The organism is Mesorhizobium sp. M0663 (assembly GCF_040320585.1).
Lineage (GTDB): Bacteria > Pseudomonadota > Alphaproteobacteria > Rhizobiales > Rhizobiaceae > Mesorhizobium.
Map to the genome: position 1 here is coordinate 417524 of NZ_JAMYPX010000002.1, position 18626 is coordinate 436149.

Consider the following 18626-nt stretch of genomic DNA (forward strand, 5'->3'; position numbering starts at 1 on the left):
ATCACGGGATCGGGTATGTCACGTCTTTCGACCTCGCAAGCCGCAGCCTTCCCGGAGCTCGCGCCAAGTCGAACCGACCCCCCTCTGCCCTGCCGGGCATCTCCCCCGCAAGGGGGGAGATTAGCTCACCTAGCCATAAGCTGATCTTGCCGCTCGCTGGCCGGGCACCAGATTATCCCCTCCCGCGTCAAGCAACTGGAGCCAGACGCCCCATGACAAGCAAAACCCGAACTCCAATCCAACTTCGAATCAACGGACATCGACATGAGCTGGAGGTCGAACCGCGCGTTACCCTGCTCGACGCCTTGCGCGACCATCTCGGCCTGACCGGCACCAAGAAGGGCTGCGACCAGGGCCAGTGCGGCGCCTGCACCGTTCATATCGACGGCCAACGCGTGCTGGCCTGCCTGACGCTTGCCACTCAGGCTGAAAGCAGGGACATCACCACCATCGAAGGGCTTGCCGGGGAGGATGGCACGCTGCATGCGGTGCAGGCCGCCTTCCTCGAACAGGATGCCTTCCAGTGCGGCTATTGCACGCCGGGCCAGATCATGTCGGCGGTCGCCTGCATTCGCGAAGGCCATGCCGGCTCGGATGAGAAGATCCGCGAATACATGGCCGGCAATCTCTGCCGCTGCGGCGCCTATCCGCATATCGTCGCCGCCGTGCGCCAGGCGGCCGTGGAGGCCGCGTCATGAGGGACTTTTCGTATCTCCGCGCCGGCTCCGTCGATGCAGCCCGTGAGGCAGCAGCACTTCCCGGCGCCATGCTTCTGGCCGGCGGCACGACGCTTGTCGATCTCGCGAAATGCGGCGTTGCCGAACCCGAGACCGTGGTCGACATCACCCATCTCAAGGGACTGGACACGATTGCCGTTGATGACCGGGGCGCCACGATCGGCGCGCTGGCCAGGATGAGCCGCGTCGCCGACCATGCCGATATCAAGAGTCGGTTCCCCGCAGTCTCGGAAGCATTGTGGCAGGCGGCGTCGGCTCAGCTGCGCAACATGGCGACGATCGGCGGCAATCTGATGCAGCGTACGCGCTGCCCCTATTTCCGCGATCCGGCGAATTTCCCCGCTTGCAACAAGCGCTCGCCCGGCAGCGGCTGCTCGGCGATCGGCGGCGTCACCCGCGGCCATGCCGTGCTCGGCACCAGCGAGGCCTGTATCGCCACCTATCCCGGCGACCTGGCGGTTGCACTCGTCGCCTTCGACGCGATCGTCCATCTCGGCGACCGTCAGGTCGCCGTCGATGATTTTTTCCTGTTGCCTGGCAGCACGCCCGAAAGGGAACATGCGATCGAGCCCGGCGAGATGATCACCGCGATCAGCATTCCCGTTTCGGCCGCCGCCCGCGGCTCGACCTATCTCAAGGTCCGCGACCGCCAGTCCTATGAATTCGCCGCGGCAAGTGCTGCGGTCGGCATTGAATTCGAGGCCGACGGAAGGACAATTCGCGATCTGCGCGTCGCGCTTGGCGGCGTTGCCACCAAGCCATGGCGCGCCCTTGCCGTCGAAGAGGCGCTGAAAGGCAAAGTGCTCGAGCCGGAGGTCGTCAGGCAAGCCAGCCTGCTCGCCGTCGAGGGCGCCGTCGACCATGGCGCCAACCACTACAAGATCGAACTGGCGCCACGCGTCGTCGCCCGCGCCATCCTCAAAATGGGAGAAACGGCATGACCGTTCACGAGTTGAGAACAAGACCCGGCGATGCCAAACGCGGCGACGCTTCGGACGGTGCCGTCCTCGCCGATCAGGTCGGCGGCCGGCTGTCGCGCGTCGACGGCCCGGCCAAGATCACCGGTGCCGCCAAATACGCCGTCGAGCAGCAGCTCGAGGGGCTTACCCATGCGGTGCTGGTCGAGAGCACCATTGCCGCCGGCCGGGTGCGTTCGATCGACACGACCGCGGCCAAGGCGTCGCCCGGCGTGCTGCTGGTGCTGACGCCCGACAACATCCTGCCGCTGAGAACCGCAACGGACTGGCTGGGCACGCCGCCGCCGGACGTCGCCTATTGCCCGCTGGCGCGCGACATCACCTTCAGCGGCCAGCATGTCGCGGCGGTGGTGGCAGAGAGTTTCGAGCAGGCGGTCGCCGCCGCGACGCTGGTCAAGATCGCCTATGACGAGGCGCCGGCGATCGTCGACCTCAGCGATCCAAAGGCCGGCGACGGCATCCCGGTCGATGCGATGACCAAGGAATGGGGCGAGGCGGAGACAGCGTTCGCCTCGGCTCCGGTCAGGATCTGCAACGCCTACAACACGCCGCGCGAATACCAGGCGCCGATGGAGCCGCATGGCCTGATCGCAAAGTGGCAGGGCGACCAGCTGACGGTCTGGGAGCCGAGCCAATGGCTCGACGGCATGGCGCGGACCTATGCCGAATGGTTCGGCGTGCCGTTCGAGAATGTACGACTGGTCTCGCCCTATATTGGCGGCGGCTTCGGCTCCAAGGCGTTTGCCTATGGCTACGGCGCTGTAGCGGCAGTCGCCGCGAAAATGCTGGGACGGCCGGTGAAGCTGGCGGTCACCAGGCCGCAGACCTTCACCGCCTATGGCGGACGGGCGGCGACGCGCCAGACCGTGGCGCTCGGCGCCAACGCTGAGGGTCAGATCCAGTCGATCGTGCATCGCGGCGTCAACGAGACCTCGGTCGACGGCATGTGGGTCGAGCCGCTCGGCTCGGTCACCTCGGTCATGTACGCGACGCCGAATTTCTCGTCGCGGCAGAACGTCGTGCGAGTCAACACGGTGGTGCCGGGGGCATTGCGCGCGCCGGGCGAGAACCCGAGCGCCTTCGGCATCGAAAGCGCCATCGACGAGCTCGCCTATGAGGTCGGTATCGACCCGCTGGAAATCCGTCTCAGGAACTATGCCGAGCAGGATCCGCATGCGAAGAAGCCGTGGTCGACACGGCAGCTGCGTGAGGCCTTCGCGGCCGGCGCCGAAGCCTTTGGCTGGTCGAAGCGGAACCCCCGGCCGCGTTCGATGCGCGACGGCAACCAGCTGATCGGCTGGGGTGTCGCGGCAGGCACCTACCCGGTGCGGCGCGCCTATGGCGAGGCGGTCGTGCGCATTCTCGCCGACGGCTCGGTCGAGGTCGAAAGCTCATCGATCGACATGGGGCAGGGCACCTACACGATCCTGGCGCAGACCGCCGCCGAGGTGGTGGGCGTGCCGGCGGAAAACGTCGTCGTCAAGCTTGGCGATTCCCGCTATGCCCGTGCCGGCGTCACCGGCGGTTCGCGGCTGGCCGGGGTGATGACCGGCGCCGTCCACAAGGCGGCGAGTGCCGCGCTCGACCAACTGATCGGGCTCGCCATCAGCGATCCGGCTTCGCCGTTCCATGCACTGCAGGCCAACACGCTCGTCGTCGCCAATGGCCGCATCGCTTCACCGCGCGGCAACGGCCCGGAAGTTTCGATCGCCGAATTGCTCAGCAGCGTCGGGCGCGAGCATATCGAGGCGAAGGGCGACACCATGCCGGCCAATTCGACGGTCGAGGACCGCTACAAGAACTACACCACCATAGCCATGGCGCTGCCGCACACCGAGGGCGACTATTCCCGCCACAGCTGGTGCGCGCATTTCATCGAAGTCCGCGTCGACGAGGACTTTGGCACGGTTCGCGTTTCCCGCGTGGTGTCGGCGCTGGATTCGGGCCGGCTCTACAATCCCAAGCTCGCCGAAAGCCAGTGGAAGGGCGGCATCATCATGGGCATCGGCCAGGCGCTGCTCGAGGAAGGCATCGTCGACCGCCGCCACGGCCGCATCGTCAACAACAACCTCGCCGACTATCTCATCGCCACCAATGCAGACATTCCCGACATCGAGGTGATCTCGGTCGGTATTCCCGATCCGCATTCCTCGGTGCTGGGCGGCAAGGGGGTCGGCGAGCTGGGCATCGTCGGCGTGGCGCCGGCGATCGCCAACGCGGTATTCCACGCCACCGGGAAACGGGTGCGGGATCTGCCGATCACGCTGGAGAAGCTGATTTAGGCGGAGGCGGTAGAACTGCCAATCCCCTCTCGCGGGGGAGATGCCCGGCAGGGCAGAGGGGGGCGTGAAGGATCGCCGGCGTTCAGTTCAACTTGATGAGCTGAGAACCTCACGTCGGTGCGCGAACTGCTATTGCCTGATAGGCTGGAGGGAGAGCGCCACCTCTGTCCTGCCGGACATCTCCCCCACGAGGGGGGAGATCGGCAGCTTCAACGCCGCTCCTTTTTCAGGCTCACCACGACAGACTGAACGCGAGCTTGCCGAAATGCCGGCCGCCGGCCGCCATGTGGGCGTAGGCCTCGGTCGCCTGGTGCTGGCCGTAGACCGTGTCGATGACCGGATCGATACGGGCGGCGCCGATTGCGCGCGCCGCGTCGCGCAGGTCGGATACTGAACCGGTGTTGTTGCCCACAACCTTGAGTGCCTTGATGATGATCGGCAGCAGGTTCGTGGTGGCCTCGGCGCCGGTGACGAAGCCGATGGCGAACACCGTGCCGCCGGGCGCCGCGGCATTGATAGAGCGGGCGAAGGTCGCCGCGCCGCCGGTTTCGACGATCAGGTCGGCGCCGAGCCCGTCGGTCAATTCGAGCACCTTGGCGTCCCAGTCCGTTGTTTCGCGGTAGTTGATGAGGTGATCGGCACCCAAAGCCTTGGCGCGGGCCAGCTTTTCGTCCGACGACGAGGTGATGATGACCGTGGCGCCGGCTGCCTTGGCCAGCTGCAGGGTCAGGATCGAGACACCGCCGGTACCGAGCAGGACGACGACCGACCCCGGCCCGGCATCGGCGGCGCGAAGCGCATTCCACGCGGTGGTGCCGGCGATCGGCAGCGTCGCTGCCGCTTCGAAGGACAGATGCGCCGGCATCGGCACAACGGCATTGGCCGGCAGCGCGACATATTCGGCGAGCGAGCCGGGCAGTGTCAGCCCGCGCATCTCTCTGGTCTCATAAGGCCGCGGACGGCCGCCGATCCAGCGCGGTTTTGCATGGGCGATGACGCGGTCGTTGATGGCGAGCCTCGACACGCCCTCGCCGATACCGACGATCTCGCCGGCGCCGTCGACGACGGGAATGAGCGGAAAGCTCGGACCTGGATAGTTGCCGCTCGCTATCGCGACATCGACAAAATTGAGGCTTGCGGCGCGCAGGCGAATCAGCACTTCGCCGCGCTGCGGTTCAGGCGTGGGAACGGTGGCCGCGCGAAACGCGTCCAGTCTCGGGGCAGTCAGTTCGATCGCTTTCATGTCTCACTCCGGGTGATGGGCCGATTGACGGGCCGGGATTGAGTGAAGCTAGCTGCTGCGCTATAGGTATGTAATCCTTGCTCTTTGCATTTGAGTTATGCGTATAATGCAGCAATCGCACGAACCGGCAGCATTGGCCGAAATGGCCGCCTTCGCGGCAATCGCCGAAGCACGCTCCTTCACCAAGGCGGCCGCTCGCATCGGCCGCGACGCGACGATCCTGTCGCGGCGCCTTGCCTCGCTGGAAGAGCGGTTGGGCGTGCGCCTGCTGCACCGGACGACACGAAGCGTGTCGCTGACCGAGGCGGGTTCGGAATTTCTCGTCCGGGTCCGCACCATCCTGGCTGCGGTCGACGAGGCCGAGGCTGTCGCGTCGGCGCATGCCGGCGGCGGGCCGCGCGGCGTGCTGCGGCTGGCGCTGCCCGGCTCGTTCGGGCGCATGTGGATCGGCCCCCTGCTGCCGCAGTTTCTCACCGAATTTCCCGACGTCCGTATCGAGGCCGAGTTCTCCAACCGTTTCGTCGATCTCGTCGCCGAGAATTTCGATGTCGCCGTCCGTCTCGGCGCGCTGCAGGATTCGCGGCTCGTGGCGCGCAAGGTCGCGACACGGCGGCGGCTGCTGTGCGCCGCGCCGTCCTACCTCGCCCGCCGGGGCACGCCGACTGCGCCAGAGGCGCTGCTGGAACACAGCTGCCTGGGCTTCTCGGGTTTCCAGACCTTTCCGGCCTGGGAGATGACCGACAGCACGGGTCGCCGCGTCAGTATCGAGGTCTCCGGGCCGCTGGTCACCGACGACGCCGAGGTGCTGGTCGAAGCCGCCGTGCAAGGCGTCGGACTGATGATGAGCACGGATTGGCTGGTCGGACGCGAGCTCGCCGACGGCCGGCTGGTGCCAGTGCTGGAGGACTGGACGCTTGCCGACGAAGGCGCCGTCTATGTCGTCACGCCTTCGGCCAAGGGGCAAGCCGCCAAGACACGTGCCTTCGCCGACTGGATCGGCAAACGCTTTGCGCCGGTCCCGCCGTGGCGGAGGTGAGGGTGCTGATCTCCCCCCTTGAGGGGGAGATTACGCGCTCAGCCGCCTCCGCCTCCACCACCCTGCTTGATGAAATGACCGAGCAGATCCATCGGCACCGGAAACACGACCGTCGACGAGCGCTCACCGGCGATGTCATGGAGAGCCTCGAAATAGCGTAGCTGCATGGCCTGCGGTGCTTCGGCCAGCATCTTGCCGGCCTCCACGAGCTTTGCCGCCGCCTGCTGTTCGCCGTCGGCATTGATCACTTTCGCACGCCGCAGCCGTTCCGCCTCGGCCTGCTTGGCGATGGCGCGGACCATGTTCTCGTTGAGGTCGACATGCTTGATCTCGACATCGGAGACCTTGATGCCCCAGGCATCGGTGCGCTGGTCGAGAATCTCCTGGATATCGCTGTTGAGCTTGTCACGTTCGGCCAGCATTTCATCGAGCTCATGCTTGCCGAGCACCGAGCGCAACGTGGTCTGTGCCAGCTGGTTGGTGGCGGTCATGAAGTCTTCAACCTGGATCACCGCCCGCTCGGCGTCGACGATACGAAAATACAGCACCGCGTTGACCTTCACCGAGACGTTGTCGCGCGAGATCACGTCCTGCGGCGGGACGTCCTGGACCACCACTCGCAGGTCGACCTTCACCATCTGCTGCACGAAGGGGATGAGGATGATAAGGCCGGGGCCCTTGACCCCGGTGAAGCGGCCGAGCGTGAAGACCACGCCGCGCTCATATTCCCGCAGGATGCGAATGGCCGCGGATAGGAACATGACCACGACGAGCGCTGCTGCCAGATAGGCCACATAACCGATGATCATTGCCTTGCTCCATCGCTTCTCACATTGCGGCGCCGTATCGTCAGCACCAGACCCCTGACATCAGCCACCTCGACGCTGTCGCCCACAGCAAGCGGTTCGTCGGCTTTTGCCCGCCAGCGCTCGCCCCGGGCGAGCACGTGGCCCTCGCTGCCCTGCCAGTCGAGGACCTCCGCCGGCAGCCCCTGCATGGCCTGTGCGCCAACACGCGGAACGTTCTTGCGGGCCGCCCACAGATAGCTGCCGGTCAGCAGCGCCAGGCCGAGCGTCAGGGCGGCGGCGGTGCCGATAACGGCCCACGACATCTCGAAGCCGGGCCCCTCGATCCTGAGCAGCATGGCTGCGCCCAGCAGAAACGCAGCCACGCCTCCCAGCCCAAGGACCACAGTCGGGTTCAAGGCTTCGACGACCAGGAAGATGATGCCAAGCAGCATCAAGGCAAGGCCGGCATAGCTGATCGGCAGGAGATTGAGCGCATAGAGTCCGAGCAGAAGGCAAATCGTGCCGATCACGCCGGGCGCGACCGCGCCCGGGCTCGTGAATTCGAAGACGAGGCCATAAACGCCGACCAGCATCAGGATGACGGCGATGTTCGGGTCCGTGATCACGGCGAGAAGCCGGATGAGCCAGCCTGGCTCGAGCGTTTCGACCGGCAGTCCTTTGGTCGCCATTGCCTCTTTTTTGCCGGCGATCTCGACTGTCCGGCCGTCGGCCAGTTGAAGCAGTTCGGTGGTGTCGCGGGCGACGAAGTCGATGACATGCTGCTGCAGTGCCGCGCCGGCCGACAGGCTGGCCGCCTCGCGCACGGCCTTTTCTCCCCATTCGGCATTGCGCCCGCGCAATTCAGCCAGGCTGCGGATCAGGGCAACGGCATCGTTCGTCGCCTTGGCGATCATCGCATCGCCCGCGGGTGCGTTCTTCTTGTCCTTGTCCGCCTCGGGGCCATCGTTCTTGCCGCCGGGAAACGATGGCAGCGGCCCGCCCATCTCGATCGGCGTTGCCGCGCCCAGATTGGTGCCGGGCGCCATCGCCGCCAGATGGGTGGCGTAGAGGATGTAGGTTCCGGCGCTCGCCGCGTGCCCGCCGGCGGGCGCGACATAGCCGATGACGGGAACCGGCGAGGCGAGAATGCCCGCGATCATCTCGCGCATGCTGGTGACCAGCCCGCCGGGCGTGTCCATCTGCAGGATGAGAGCCTGGGCATTTCGGTCCGCGGCCACCGCCAGCGCTTCCTCGAGCTGCCTGGCACTCGCTGGACCGATGGCGCCGTCTATCTCGACGCGCAGCACAATTTTCTCCCGGCCGTCCGCCTCTCCGGTTGCGGAAGAGGGACAAACGGCCGCAACAGCCACGAAAGCCGCGGCAAGCAGGACCGCACGCGCGAGTTTCACGCTCAAAGCTCCACATCTAGGAATATGGGCTGGATTTTGCCGAAATCCATGACGCGGCGCGGCGGGTGACGCATCGCACGGTCCTGCTGGGCGTCGGCCTGCTCAGGCGGCGGCTACGGCACCGAGGAGCTCCGCCAATCGGGCGCGTTTCGCGTCTATGAAGATCCAGAGGACATGCGCGCGCCATGTCGACGAAGTCGGCGGCCGCACATGAAGGCGACGGCGGGCTGTCGCCGTCATTCGATCACACCTATGTCTCTTGCGCATTGGAGCCATCTAGCGGGCTTCTATTGCGCGACGTCCTCCTGGGTTGTCTGTTCCTGGATTCGGGCGGGTGCCCCGAGACACTGATCGTAGCCGATGGTGCAATTATTCAGACATTCGTTGCGCCCGTGGATGGATTTGACGCTGTTGTAGTCGATCGGCACAGCCTGGCATTTCTTCTGGCACGCCTGGTCCTTCTCGGCGCAATTCGTGCCGTGGCCCTTAGGGTACTTCTTCGTGGTCGCTTCAGCGTTCAATGGCAAGACGGCCAGCAGCGCCAGCAGCGGCGGTATCAGTCGGAGCATACGCATGGATCCTCCCTTGCGCGTTAGACCTCTGCACTTGGAGGCAATGTTAGCGCGCCACTTCCGTTGGCCGCATCACCCGTGCGGGGGATGGATGGCAGCGGGGCCGCCGCTGCCCAGGCAATTTCCCCGTGATCGGTTCTGATCCTCATCGCTCCGGCCGGCAGCCGATCACAAAACGCGACGACGTTCAGGCAATCATATCGCGCGCTGGGCACGATCAGACCGTCATAATCGAGGAAATGCGCGGCCTCGCCGATGTCTTGCGACCTCGGATATTCGGCGTGCTTTTCCTGATACGAAAGCTGCCCGTAGCGCGCGGTGTCGAGGCCAAGGGTCTGCAAGGCTGCCAGGTCGAGCAGTCTGAGCGTCCGGTCCAAAGCAAGATCGATCTCGAAGAGATTGTATCTGACGCGCGAAGGGATCACTGGCTGCCCCCGCGTCAGGTGGAATCTCATCTCGCTCAAGGCACCTTCGCGCTCTTGCGAGGTGTAGAGCACGTCGAACGTTCCATCGTCCCAACGGCCGCCGGAGCTCGAGCACTGGATCGGGCTGCGGCCCTGGCGCACCACACGCCAAACCGTCCCGGAGTATTCGACCGGAACCATTTCCTCGATAGCATCGATGAGCCGACTGTCTCGTCTCATCCGCCCGGCGATCGCCAATTACAGAAAGACCTCGTTCTCAAGCCGGTCGATGACTTTGAGCACGTCGAGGGCGCGGTCGTCGTGAATGAGATCTATCGCCCTTTCACCGTTCAATTGCGGGTGGCGAGCGTAAAGCCAGGTGCGGATATCGCTTGGCTCGTAGAATTCCTGCAGTCGGCCGACGATATAGTGCAGGTCCGATAGAATGAGCTCGCTGCGCGGCTGGGGCTTGATGTCGCCGGCCTTCCACCTCGAAACCGTGGCCTTGGACACGTCGGTGATGTTTGCAATGTCGGTTCCCTTGAGACCGCCAAACGTGCCCAATTCGTCCAGGAATCTGGGAACCGCCCGCAACGCCGTGCTCATGCTTTTCTCTCCGGCTGCCGAGCCACTTCGCGTCGGACCAGCCCTTCAATTGCGCTGTCGCATTTCGGTTTCATAAAAGGAAAATATGAAACAGGAATGTTAATGTCAATCACCCGTTCGGTGCGAAGGCCCCTGGAGCCAGCACTTCAGGCCTGAAGTAGCGCCAGCTCTTCCGCGCTCAGATGGCGTGCCTTGCCTTTGGCAAGCTCGCCGAGCTGCAATTGCCCGATCGCCACCCGCACCAGGCGCAGCACCTCGATATCGTAGGCGCCAAGCAGCCGGCGGATGTGGCGGTTGCGGCCCTCGTCGAGCACGATCTCCAGCCAGGCGGTGCTGGTGCCGCTTCCACTCGATCGAAAATCAATCGCCTGAATTGCTACAGCGCCCTGGTGTCGCCGGTAATGCCACGGGACAATTTGTTTTGTATAGTCCTTGATGCCACGTGGCCGACGATGGTTCGATGACTTGGGAAGGGAAGATCATGCGAAGCGGATTGGCGAAATTCGTCGTGGCGGGTTGCGTCGCCGCTCAGGTCGTCCTGCAAGCGGCGCAGCCGGCGTTTGCCGCGCCGTGCGGCTGGACGGCGAAACTGGAGGAAGAGGAGGGCGGCAAAGTGCTGATGGCGTCGGTCTGCGGCGGATCGAATGGCGGCGCCCAGCTGACGCTGGCCTGTTTCGGCAAGCCGACGCTGAGCTATGATTTGGGCGACAGCGGTCCGCAACTGGAACCCGGCATCGCTTCGTTCGCGTTCAAGGCCGGCGGCAAGGCGGTGACCAAGACGCTTCAACTCGAAGAAATGTACAACACCTTCACCGTGGAATTGAGCAGCACCGACCCGCTGTTGGCCCTGCTGCGCTCCAAGGGCGAGGTCACGGTCGCCTCGGGCAAATATGGCGAGAACAGCTTTCCGCTTGCCGGCTCATCCGCCGCCATCGGCAAGGTGCTGGCCCAGTGCGGCAAAGCCAAGGCTTCTTCCGACAATGACAACTGATGAACCCCTTACATTTCAATTTGAATCGCGCGAGACGTTGGTTGCGAAGATAGAGCGTGATCCCGCTAACCTCGATCCCTGGACAGGGCTTGTCGAACTGGAGGCCGAGGAAAGCAGCCTGGACACCGCGGTGTCGGTTCTCTTGCGGGCAATTGATGCTGTATCCGACAGGGAACAGCTTTGGCGATTTGTCGACAATTTTGTCTGGTTTTGCGGAGTTGCCGAAGGGCCGACTATGGCTTTGAGCGAAGCGAGCGTCCATGCCTTCTACGAGCGGTGGAAAATCGATACGCACCGTAGCGCGCAGACGAGCCTTTTCTTCGCTCAGCAGTTCAAGAAGCTCAATCTCCCTGACTTATGTGCCGAGAACGTTACGCGCGCAGAGGGCGAGGTGCACACCGGGCGGGACTATATCCTGCTTGCCTTGTTCCTGCGCGACAAAATGGAAACGCCGCAGCTGGCTTTGGCCGCCTTGCAACGGGGAATAGCCGCGCACCCGCGCAACGCGATCATCTGGGATTGCGTTGCCGACACACACCGCCTTGGGAACTCGGCGTGGGAGATCGCGGAATCCACCTATCAGTCATTCAAGCAATGCCGCCTCGATGCAACCACAGAAGATGCCTGCGTCGCCTGGGCATCGTTTGGGCTAATGCTCGATGAAATCGGCAACTATTTGTCGGCTGAAAAGGCCTATCGCCGGGCAATAGAAATCGATCCACGCTACCGCTGGGCGACAGGGAAGTTGTCGGGACTGCTCCGTCGCCGGTTCGCCCGCTACCATGAAGCTGAGAAACTTGCGCTGCGGTGCGTTGAAATCGATCCGGAGCACGCATGGTCGTGGTTCAATCTCGGCTTTGTTTATCATCATCATCTGGCCCGTTTCGCCGACGCCAAAAAGGCGTATCAGCGCGCGATCAAACTCAAGCCGGACTATGTTAAGGTGTGGGAGAATCTGGCCGCTCTGATGGCGTTCGAAACAGACGCGCCCATAGAGGCTCAAAAGGCGTTCGACAAGGTGTTCGGACTCTCGGGTGTTTCAGCTTGGACCTATAATCAATACGGTATTTTTCTTCGCGAATTGACAGACCGGTACGACGAGTCAGAAAAGGCCTTGCTGCACGCAATTGAAATGGAGCCAGCAGACTGGTGCCATCGGTTGGCGTTGGCGGTTCTGTATGAGAAGCGCTTGCTGCGGTTCGAGGAGGCTCGCAAATTTCTGCTCGAAGCAAAGGAGTGTGGCGCTCCGATTGACAATATCGATTATCGCTTGGCCTTGATTGCACAACGCCGTCGCCCTCTGAAGGTAGTCAAGTAAAGGAACGGCCGTGAAACGTTTGGTGTGGTCGATTTTTGCCATCCTATTTTCGACATGGGCTCACGCCCATGTTCCACCAACAGGCTCGGCTTATGCGAAGGATTTGTTCGCCAAGTTGGATGAACTTTTGCAGCAGCGCCGGATTGAAGGCAAATTGCCAAATCTTGAAGATCCAACGGACCGGGATCTACTGCACAAGATTTGGGACGGCGGGGCTTTGATAGGTTCGCCGCCATACGATGAGGGCGACCTGGTAGCACTGTCTTTCGTAATGGACAGAAGTCGGTCGCTACTCGCGCTCTATAGCCAAAATAGCTCATTGCCTCTGCAGGATGAAGCTACGCAGACATTCGCGCTTTTGATTCGGGCTGCTGCCGCTTCGCAGATAGCTTTCAATGATTTCCTAGCGCACCAACCTAACGCTGCCGAAATGTTGCGCCCCAACGGAGCCAAAGCTCGAGGAGGCATAGAGAAAATGTTTCGTGGCGCCTCGATTTTTCTGGCTGACCCGGCTCTGAAGGAGGGAAACAAGATAGTTCTTGTTGAATCGCTGAGAGCAGATGGTCCCTATCTCGCGCAGAGCATCTCTCCAGACCATCGCCAGGCCCTGATCGATTTGTTTGTCCCGTTGGTTGGCCAGCTTCCCATGCCTGCCCAAGAATCGCTCGAGATTTTTATGCAGGAAATCAACGCCGCCGGCTGCGATCTGTGGTGTGCTGACGGAATGTAATACCGATAGACATTGATATCGGTCGAACCCGTGTGAGCGGTCGGTCAGGAATATCCGCCAGGAGTCGAAAGCGACTCTTGTCCGCCCGCGCTGCTTGCTGCGTCACGTGGGCTTCGACTGGCAGCTGCCTGACTATCGAGTCGCCGCCAGCCGGCTAGGCCTGAAGCATCGCCAGCTCTTCCGCGCTCAGATGGCGTGCCTTGCCTTTGGCAAGCTCCCCGAGCTGCAATTGGCCGATCGCCACCCGCACCAGGCGCAGCACCTCGACATCGTGGGCGGCGAGCAGCCGGCGGATATGGCGGTTGCGGCCCTCGTCGAGCACGATCTCCAGCCAGGCGGTGCTGGTGCCGCCGCGCAGCAATTCGATCGAGCGGGCCGTCAGCAATTCGCCGTCGACTGTCGCGCCGGCGCGCAACCGCGCCAGCATGGCCTCGTCGGGCAGCGCGCCGATCTGCACGTGATAGGTCTTGGCGACATGCGAGGCGGGATCGAGCAGGCGCTGCGCGAAGCGCGTGTCGTTAGTGATCAACAGCAGGCCTTCGCTGGCCTTGTCGAGGCGGCCGACCGGCGAGACGAAAGGCAGGTCGAGCCCTGCCAGGCAATCATAGACGGTGCCGCGGTCCTGCGGGTCGTCGCGAGTGGTGACCAGCCCGCGCGGCTTGTTGAGCATCAGATAGACCTTGCGCTCGGCGGCGACGCGGCGGCCGTCGACCTCGATGCGGTCGCGGCCGGGATCGACGCGCATCGAGCCGTTGCGCACGATCTTGCCGGCAACCCGCACGCGCCCCTCGGCAACCAGAAGCTCGGCCTGCTTGCGCGAGCACAGGCCAAGCTTCGACAGCGCGCGACAGAGGCTGACGCCGGGAGGCTGGGCCCGGGGGGCAGGGCGTTGCCGGGCAATGTTCGGTCGCGGCGACATGATGTTGCCTGTGGATTCTTGTATACGAGCATCCCACTATAGCCGGCCGCCGGCTATGTCCACGGAAGGGAACTGCATATCGTTTGAGTCGTGCGCAGCGGCTGCGAGGACTTGCATGAAAACAGCCATTCGCCTTTGCCTGCTGCTCGCCTTCCTGCCGACATCGCCGGCGCATGCCGGCTGGCAGGCGGTCGAGAAGGTCGAGACCTATGCCATCTCAGGGCAATCCGGGCCGGAGCTCTACGCCTCGATCGGCGGGCGCGGGCCGCTGCTCGGCGAACGCCGCGTCATCGCGCATACCAATTTCAAGCTGACCTGGGTGAGGGACTACCAGCCGCAAGGCGACGCCTGCGTGCTGGTGTCGGCGCAGCCGAAGCTGATCATCACCTACACCTTGCCGAAGCCGGCCGCGCGGCTGCCGGGCGCAATCCAGAAGAACTGGGAGGTTTTCGCAGCTGGCCTCGCCGCCCACGAGAAGGTGCACGGCGCCAGCATCGTCGACATGGTGCACAAGATCGAGGCGGCCACCATTGGCCTGACCGTCGCCGATGACCGTGGCTGCAGCAAGATCAGGATCGAAGTGACGAGACGGCTCGCCGGAATCTCGCAGGCACAACGGCAGGCGAGCCGCGATTTCGACCGGGTCGAATTCGGCCCGGGCGGCAAGTTGCGGCAGCTTGTGTTCACGCTGATGATCGGCGGATGATGCTGCAGGGCTGCGGGGGCGGCGCAGGGTACCACCTTTGCGGCCCTCACGCCTGCTCGGTCGGATAGAGCGTCAGGATGTTGACGTTGACCCGTGGCGGCTGGCTCACCGCATAAAGGATGGCGGCGGCGATGTCCTCGCTTTCCAGCTGCTCCATGTCGCCCAGCCTTTGCTCGACCGCCTGGCGCACATCGGCGCGCATATTCTGGGTGAACTCGGTCTTGACGGCGCCGGGCTCGATGCAGGTGACGCGGATGCCATCTTTGCCGATCTCGCGACGCAGCGATTCCGCCATCGCGCTCACCGCGTGCTTGGTGCCGGAATAGACCACCGAAGGGTGGATGTAACGGCCGGTGCCGGACGAGACCACGACGATGTGGCCGGCGCTTTGCCGCTGCATCGACGGCAGTGCTGCATGGATCGGATAAAGCAGGCCCAGGATGTTGACGTCGACCATCCGGCGGTATTCTTCCGGCGTCGTGTTGCGGAACGGCGCGGCGACGCCGACGCCGGCAACCGCAAGCAGCATGTCGAGCCGGCCGTACTCCTGCTGGACCCGCTCGACCATCGCCGTGGCTTGCGTTTCGTCGGTGACGTCGACGGCAATCGGCAGTGCCGCGCTGCCGGTTTCACGGATCCGCCTCGCCAGGTCGTCCAGGCGCTCGGCGCGCCGCGCGGCAATCACCAGCGTGGCGCCCTCGGCCGCCAGCGCCAAGGCGGTGGCCTCGCCGATGCCGGAAGAGGCGCCCGTCACCAAGGCGATCTTGCCGCTCAGTTTTCCTGCGTGCATGTTTTCTCTCCTGACGCTTTGGACACGCCGTGAAGCTAGGGCGCAGGCTTTCTGGAACAATGCTGATCGAAAACCGAATCCACTGTTAGGTTTTGGCCCCAGCAAGCCCACGTCTGCGCACGAACGGGCCTTGACGCGACCGGAGCTGTTGCGTCTTGATACCGGGGCTGCGGGGCTTCACATGAAAACAGCTGATCGACTACGTCTGCGGGTGGCTTGTTTGCATGCGACGCGCTTGCATGCACTCTCGCGACCGAGCGCAAGATGAAGGTCCTCGTCGTTTATTGCCATCCCTGCACCGACAGCTTCAACGGCGCCGTGCGCGACACGGTGCTGGAGACGCTTGCCGAAAGCGGCCATCAGGTCCACCTGCTCGACCTTTATGCGACCGGCTTCGATCCGGTCATGCGCACGCGGGAATGGCGCGGTTACCACGACAAGGCGGCGAACCTGCAACCGGTGCACGAACATGCGCAGGAGCTGCTCTGGGCGGAGGCGGTCGTCTTCATCTATCCGACCTGGTGGTATGGCCTTCCGGCGATGCTGAAAGGCTGGCTGGAGCGTGTGCTGGTGCCGGGCTTCGCTTTCGAGATGCCGACGGAACGACGCGGCCCGCGGCCCAAATTGCGGCACATACGCCGGGTGATGGCAATGACCACATGTGGCGCCACGCCGCTGATGTCGTGGATCATGGGACAGCCCGGCCGGCGGACCCTGCTGCGCGGCTTCCGCTCCGTCTGCCATCCGCTGTGCCGGACCAAATTCCTGGCGCTCTACCGGATGGACAGCGTCTCGGCCGCCGGACGTCAGGCGCATCTGCAGCGGGTCAGAAAAGCGGCTGCCGGCCTTGGTCGCGCTGATGCGGTCGCCGCCACAGTGCCTGGCTGATCAGCCGGGGTGGGCCGTCGCCGGCGCGGGGCAATCGCTTTGGACAGGCGATTGCGCCAGGTTGGTGTTGGAGACGGCCAATTATCGAAGTCGGCGCCGCCCCTCATCGCCCTGCCGGGCACTTCTCCCCGTATAGGGACGGGGAGAAGGGGCTGACCGCGGCCTCGGCGCCCTTCTCGCAATGCTGGCGATTGGCGAAAGCAGCGACGAGAGCACCCCTCTCCCCGTCACTATACGGGGAGAGGGTGCCGGCAGGCAGGTGAGGGGCAGCGCCAACGCTCAGAGCAGAGGGCGACTTCAAACCTCGAGCGATTGCATTGCGCCACCGACACCGCGCGTTGACTCTATTCCCCATTTCTGGAAATCTGGAAATATGGACAAGACGCTCGCCCTTTCGGCACTTGCCGCGCTCGGCCAGGAGACCCGGCTGGACGTTTTTCGCCTTTTGGTGCGGGCCGGCGCCGAGGGCGTGGCTGCGGGCGAGATCGCCTCACGGCTCGCCGCGTTCCCGAATACGATGTCGGCCCATCTCAAGATCCTGTCGCATGCCGGCCTGGTGCGGACCGAACGAGAGGGCCGCAGCGTGCGCTACTTCGCCGATATGACCGGCTTTCGCGATCTGCTGGCCTACCTCATGGAGGATTGCTGCAACGGCGCGCCGGAACTTTGCCAGCCTGTCATCCAGGCCGTGACCTGCAACTGCTAGCCAGATGAGCTCCGGCAATCTTCCCCGCCGCCTTGTTGCCGAGGCCCTCGGCACGGCTCTTCTGGTCGCCACCGTGGTCGGTTCCGGTATCATGGCCGATAAGCTGACCGACGAGGTCGCACTCACCTTGCTCGGCAACACCTTGCCGACCGGGGCGATCCTGGTCGTGCTCATCACCATATTCGGGCCGATATCCGGAGCGCACTTCAACCCGGCGGTGACGCTGGTATTCGCGCTTCGACGCGAGATCGAAACGAACGCAGCGCTGGCTTACGTCGCCGCCCAGATTGCCGGCGGCATCGCTGGAACATTCCTGGCGCATGCAATGTTCGAATTGCCGATCCTGCAAGTGTCGGCGACGGTGCGGACCGGAAGCGGGCAATGGATTGCGGAGCTGGTCGCCGCCTTCGGGCTGGTCTTCACCATCCTCGCCGGCCTGCGTTCCCGTCCGGATTCGATCCCCTGGCTGGTCGGGCTCTATATCACCGCCGCCTACTGGTTCACCGCATCGACATCCTTCGCCAATCCGGCCGTCGCCATCGCCCGTGCGTTCTCCAACACTTTTGCCGGGATCCGCCCCGCCGATCTGCCCGGCTTCATCGGCGCCGAACTTTTGGGCGCGTTGCTCGCCATGGCATTGGCAGGGTGGCTGCTCGCCCAACCGAAACCAGCCGGACAGATGAAAGCTGCGCAATGACCATCACCATCTATCACAACCCCGATTGCGGCACCTCGCGCAACACACTGGCCATGATCAGGCAGTCCGGCGAGGAGCCTGAGGTGGTCGAATATCTGAAAAATCCGCCGTCGCGCGAAAAGCTCGTCGAGCTGATCGCAGCGACGGGCATGACGCCGCGCCAATTGCTGCGCGAAAAGGGCACGCCCTATGCCGAACTTGGCCTGGGCGACCCGCAGTGGAGCGACGACGAGATCCTCGATTTCATGCTGGCGCATCCGATCCTGATCAACCGGCCGATCGTGGTGACGCCGCTCGGCACCATGCTCGCCCGACCCTCCGAAGCCGTGCTCGATATCCTGCCCAATCCGGATATCGGACCGTTCACCAAGGAGGACGGCGAGGTGGTCATCGACGCCAGCGGCAAGCGCGTCGTCTAGATATCGGCCTATTTCGATTTTTGTCGAAATTTGCTTGACGTGCAGCGATTCTGGAAATAGCTTATTTCCATGAAACTCGAAAAAGCAGCCTCGCAACTTGAAGCCCTCGGCAGCCCGACGCGGTTGCAGCTCTATCGGACGCTGGTGCGGGCGGGCGATGAGGGGCTGCCGGTCGGGCGTATCCAGGACAGATTGGGCATCGCTGCCTCGACGCTGTCGCATCACCTCAAGCGGCTGGTCGACACCGGCCTGGTGACACAGGAGCGCCAGGCGACGACGCTGATCTGCCGGGCCAACTATCCCGCCATGAACGGGCTCATCGGATACCTCGCAGACGAATGCTGCGCCGACGCCACCTGTGCGCCGGCATCGGCGGAAGCGGCCGCCAAAACGGCGGCATGATTTTTT

21 protein-coding genes and 2 pseudogenes are annotated in these 18626 nt (G+C 63.8%); 14 read left to right on the forward strand and 9 right to left on the reverse strand.

Translation table 11 applies throughout. The features are described 5' to 3' along the window. The first annotated feature begins 212 nt into the window (after positions 1-212). The 3 genes from NKI54_RS05200 to NKI54_RS05210 are packed head-to-tail and all read left to right on the forward strand — an operon-like array spanning position 213 to position 3996. Positions 213-698 (forward strand): (2Fe-2S)-binding protein, encoded by a 486-nt coding sequence (locus tag NKI54_RS05200; protein WP_352690809.1) that lies wholly within the window; start codon positions 213-215, stop codon positions 696-698. Next, a complete protein-coding gene (locus NKI54_RS05205) occupies positions 695-1678 on the forward strand; it encodes an FAD binding domain-containing protein (protein WP_352569152.1) in 984 nt (327 codons plus the stop codon). The genes NKI54_RS05200 and NKI54_RS05205 overlap by 4 nt, the downstream gene beginning before the upstream one ends. After that, entirely contained in the window at positions 1675-3996 is a 2322-nt protein-coding gene (locus NKI54_RS05210) for a xanthine dehydrogenase family protein molybdopterin-binding subunit (protein ID WP_352636048.1), read from the forward strand. Before NKI54_RS05205 ends, NKI54_RS05210 begins: the two co-directional genes overlap by 4 nt. A 232-nt stretch (positions 3997-4228) precedes the next feature. On the opposite strand, the gene NKI54_RS05215 is transcribed toward NKI54_RS05210, so the two are convergent. After that, the gene (locus tag NKI54_RS05215; protein ID WP_352636049.1) at positions 4229-5239 is read right to left on the reverse strand and encodes a zinc-dependent alcohol dehydrogenase family protein; all 1011 of its coding nucleotides are present in this window, start codon (positions 5237-5239) and stop codon (positions 4229-4231) included. Between the two features lie 106 nt (positions 5240-5345). Between NKI54_RS05215 and NKI54_RS05220 the strand changes: the two genes are divergently transcribed. Beyond that, entirely contained in the window at positions 5346-6275 is a 930-nt protein-coding gene (locus tag NKI54_RS05220) for a LysR family transcriptional regulator (RefSeq protein ID WP_352636051.1), read from the forward strand. Positions 6276-6313: 38 nt separating this feature from the next. Here NKI54_RS05220 and NKI54_RS05225 read toward each other — a convergent pair whose 3' ends face one another. Then, positions 6314-7084 (reverse strand): slipin family protein, encoded by a 771-nt coding sequence (locus tag NKI54_RS05225; RefSeq protein WP_023680344.1) that lies wholly within the window; start codon positions 7082-7084, stop codon positions 6314-6316. After that, a complete protein-coding gene (locus NKI54_RS05230) occupies positions 7081-8472 on the reverse strand; it encodes an NfeD family protein (protein WP_352636053.1) in 1392 nt (463 codons plus the stop codon). Before NKI54_RS05230 ends, NKI54_RS05225 begins: the two co-directional genes overlap by 4 nt. Before the next feature lie 108 nt (positions 8473-8580). Between NKI54_RS05230 and NKI54_RS05235 the strand changes: the two are divergent. Then, a pseudogene (locus NKI54_RS05235) lies at positions 8581-8686 on the forward strand (HAD family hydrolase); the annotation flags it as partial. 73 nt (positions 8687-8759) lie between these two features. On the opposite strand, the gene NKI54_RS05240 reads toward NKI54_RS05235, so the two are convergent. The 4 genes and pseudogenes from NKI54_RS05240 to NKI54_RS05255 form a co-directional block, all read right to left on the reverse strand. Continuing rightward, positions 8760-9041 carry a hypothetical protein gene (locus NKI54_RS05240; protein WP_352636055.1) on the reverse strand — a complete coding sequence of 94 codons (282 nt, stop codon included), beginning with the start codon at positions 9039-9041 and terminating at the stop codon, positions 8760-8762. A gap of 23 nt (positions 9042-9064) precedes the next feature. Beyond that, positions 9065-9706, reverse strand: a complete 642-nt coding sequence (locus NKI54_RS05245) for an RES family NAD+ phosphorylase (protein ID WP_352636057.1) — start codon at positions 9704-9706, stop codon at positions 9065-9067. Further along, positions 9707-10054: an antitoxin Xre/MbcA/ParS toxin-binding domain-containing protein gene (locus NKI54_RS05250; RefSeq protein ID WP_023680350.1), complete on the reverse strand. Its 348-nt coding sequence runs from the start codon at positions 10052-10054 to the stop codon at positions 9707-9709. It abuts the gene before it with no gap. Between the two features lie 146 nt (positions 10055-10200). Continuing rightward, positions 10201-10395, reverse strand: a pseudogene (locus tag NKI54_RS05255) (pseudouridine synthase); the annotation flags it as partial. Positions 10396-10535: 140 nt separating this feature from the next. Between NKI54_RS05255 and NKI54_RS05260 the strand changes: the two are divergent. The 3 genes from NKI54_RS05260 to NKI54_RS05270 are packed head-to-tail and all read left to right on the forward strand — an operon-like array spanning position 10536 to position 13093. After that, positions 10536-11045 carry a hypothetical protein gene (locus NKI54_RS05260; RefSeq protein WP_245274855.1) on the forward strand — a complete coding sequence of 170 codons (510 nt, stop codon included), beginning with the start codon at positions 10536-10538 and terminating at the stop codon, positions 11043-11045. After that, positions 11035-12363 (forward strand): tetratricopeptide repeat protein, encoded by a 1329-nt coding sequence (locus tag NKI54_RS05265; RefSeq protein ID WP_023680353.1) that lies wholly within the window; start codon positions 11035-11037, stop codon positions 12361-12363. Before NKI54_RS05260 ends, NKI54_RS05265 begins: the two co-directional genes overlap by 11 nt. Positions 12364-12373: 10 nt before the next feature. Continuing rightward, entirely contained in the window at positions 12374-13093 is a 720-nt protein-coding gene (locus NKI54_RS05270; protein WP_352636060.1) for a hypothetical protein, read from the forward strand. Between the two features lie 154 nt (positions 13094-13247). On the opposite strand, the gene NKI54_RS05275 is transcribed toward NKI54_RS05270, so the two are convergent. Then, positions 13248-14012 (reverse strand): pseudouridine synthase, encoded by a 765-nt coding sequence (locus NKI54_RS05275; RefSeq protein ID WP_352569158.1) that lies wholly within the window; start codon positions 14010-14012, stop codon positions 13248-13250. A 115-nt stretch (positions 14013-14127) separates the two neighbouring features. Between NKI54_RS05275 and NKI54_RS05280 the strand changes: the two genes are divergently transcribed. After that, the gene (locus NKI54_RS05280; RefSeq protein ID WP_352569159.1) at positions 14128-14718 is read left to right on the forward strand and encodes a DUF922 domain-containing Zn-dependent protease; all 591 of its coding nucleotides are present in this window, start codon (positions 14128-14130) and stop codon (positions 14716-14718) included. A 46-nt stretch (positions 14719-14764) separates the two neighbouring features. On the opposite strand, the gene NKI54_RS05285 is transcribed toward NKI54_RS05280, so the two are convergent. After that, positions 14765-15508 (reverse strand): SDR family oxidoreductase, encoded by a 744-nt coding sequence (locus NKI54_RS05285; protein WP_352636063.1) that lies wholly within the window; start codon positions 15506-15508, stop codon positions 14765-14767. A gap of 264 nt (positions 15509-15772) precedes the next feature. Here NKI54_RS05285 and NKI54_RS05290 point away from each other — a divergent pair, with 264 nt between their 5' ends. From NKI54_RS05290 to NKI54_RS05310, 5 genes are all read left to right on the forward strand, one after another. Further along, positions 15773-16396 (forward strand): NAD(P)H-dependent oxidoreductase, encoded by a 624-nt coding sequence (locus NKI54_RS05290; protein WP_352636065.1) that lies wholly within the window; start codon positions 15773-15775, stop codon positions 16394-16396. A 373-nt stretch (positions 16397-16769) separates the two neighbouring features. After that, positions 16770-17102 (forward strand): ArsR/SmtB family transcription factor, encoded by a 333-nt coding sequence (locus tag NKI54_RS05295; RefSeq protein WP_352490024.1) that lies wholly within the window; start codon positions 16770-16772, stop codon positions 17100-17102. A 4-nt stretch (positions 17103-17106) separates the two neighbouring features. Beyond that, on the forward strand, positions 17107-17799 hold the full coding sequence (locus NKI54_RS05300; protein ID WP_352690810.1) for an aquaporin: 693 nt from the start codon (positions 17107-17109) through the stop codon (positions 17797-17799). Then, the gene (arsC, locus tag NKI54_RS05305; RefSeq protein ID WP_352690811.1) at positions 17796-18218 is read left to right on the forward strand and encodes an arsenate reductase (glutaredoxin); all 423 of its coding nucleotides are present in this window, start codon (positions 17796-17798) and stop codon (positions 18216-18218) included. Before NKI54_RS05300 ends, arsC begins: the two co-directional genes overlap by 4 nt. A gap of 69 nt (positions 18219-18287) precedes the next feature. Then, complete coding sequence (locus NKI54_RS05310) at positions 18288-18620, forward strand: ArsR/SmtB family transcription factor (protein ID WP_352490030.1); 333 nt, start codon at positions 18288-18290, stop codon at positions 18618-18620. Positions 18621-18626 lie beyond the last annotated feature (6 nt).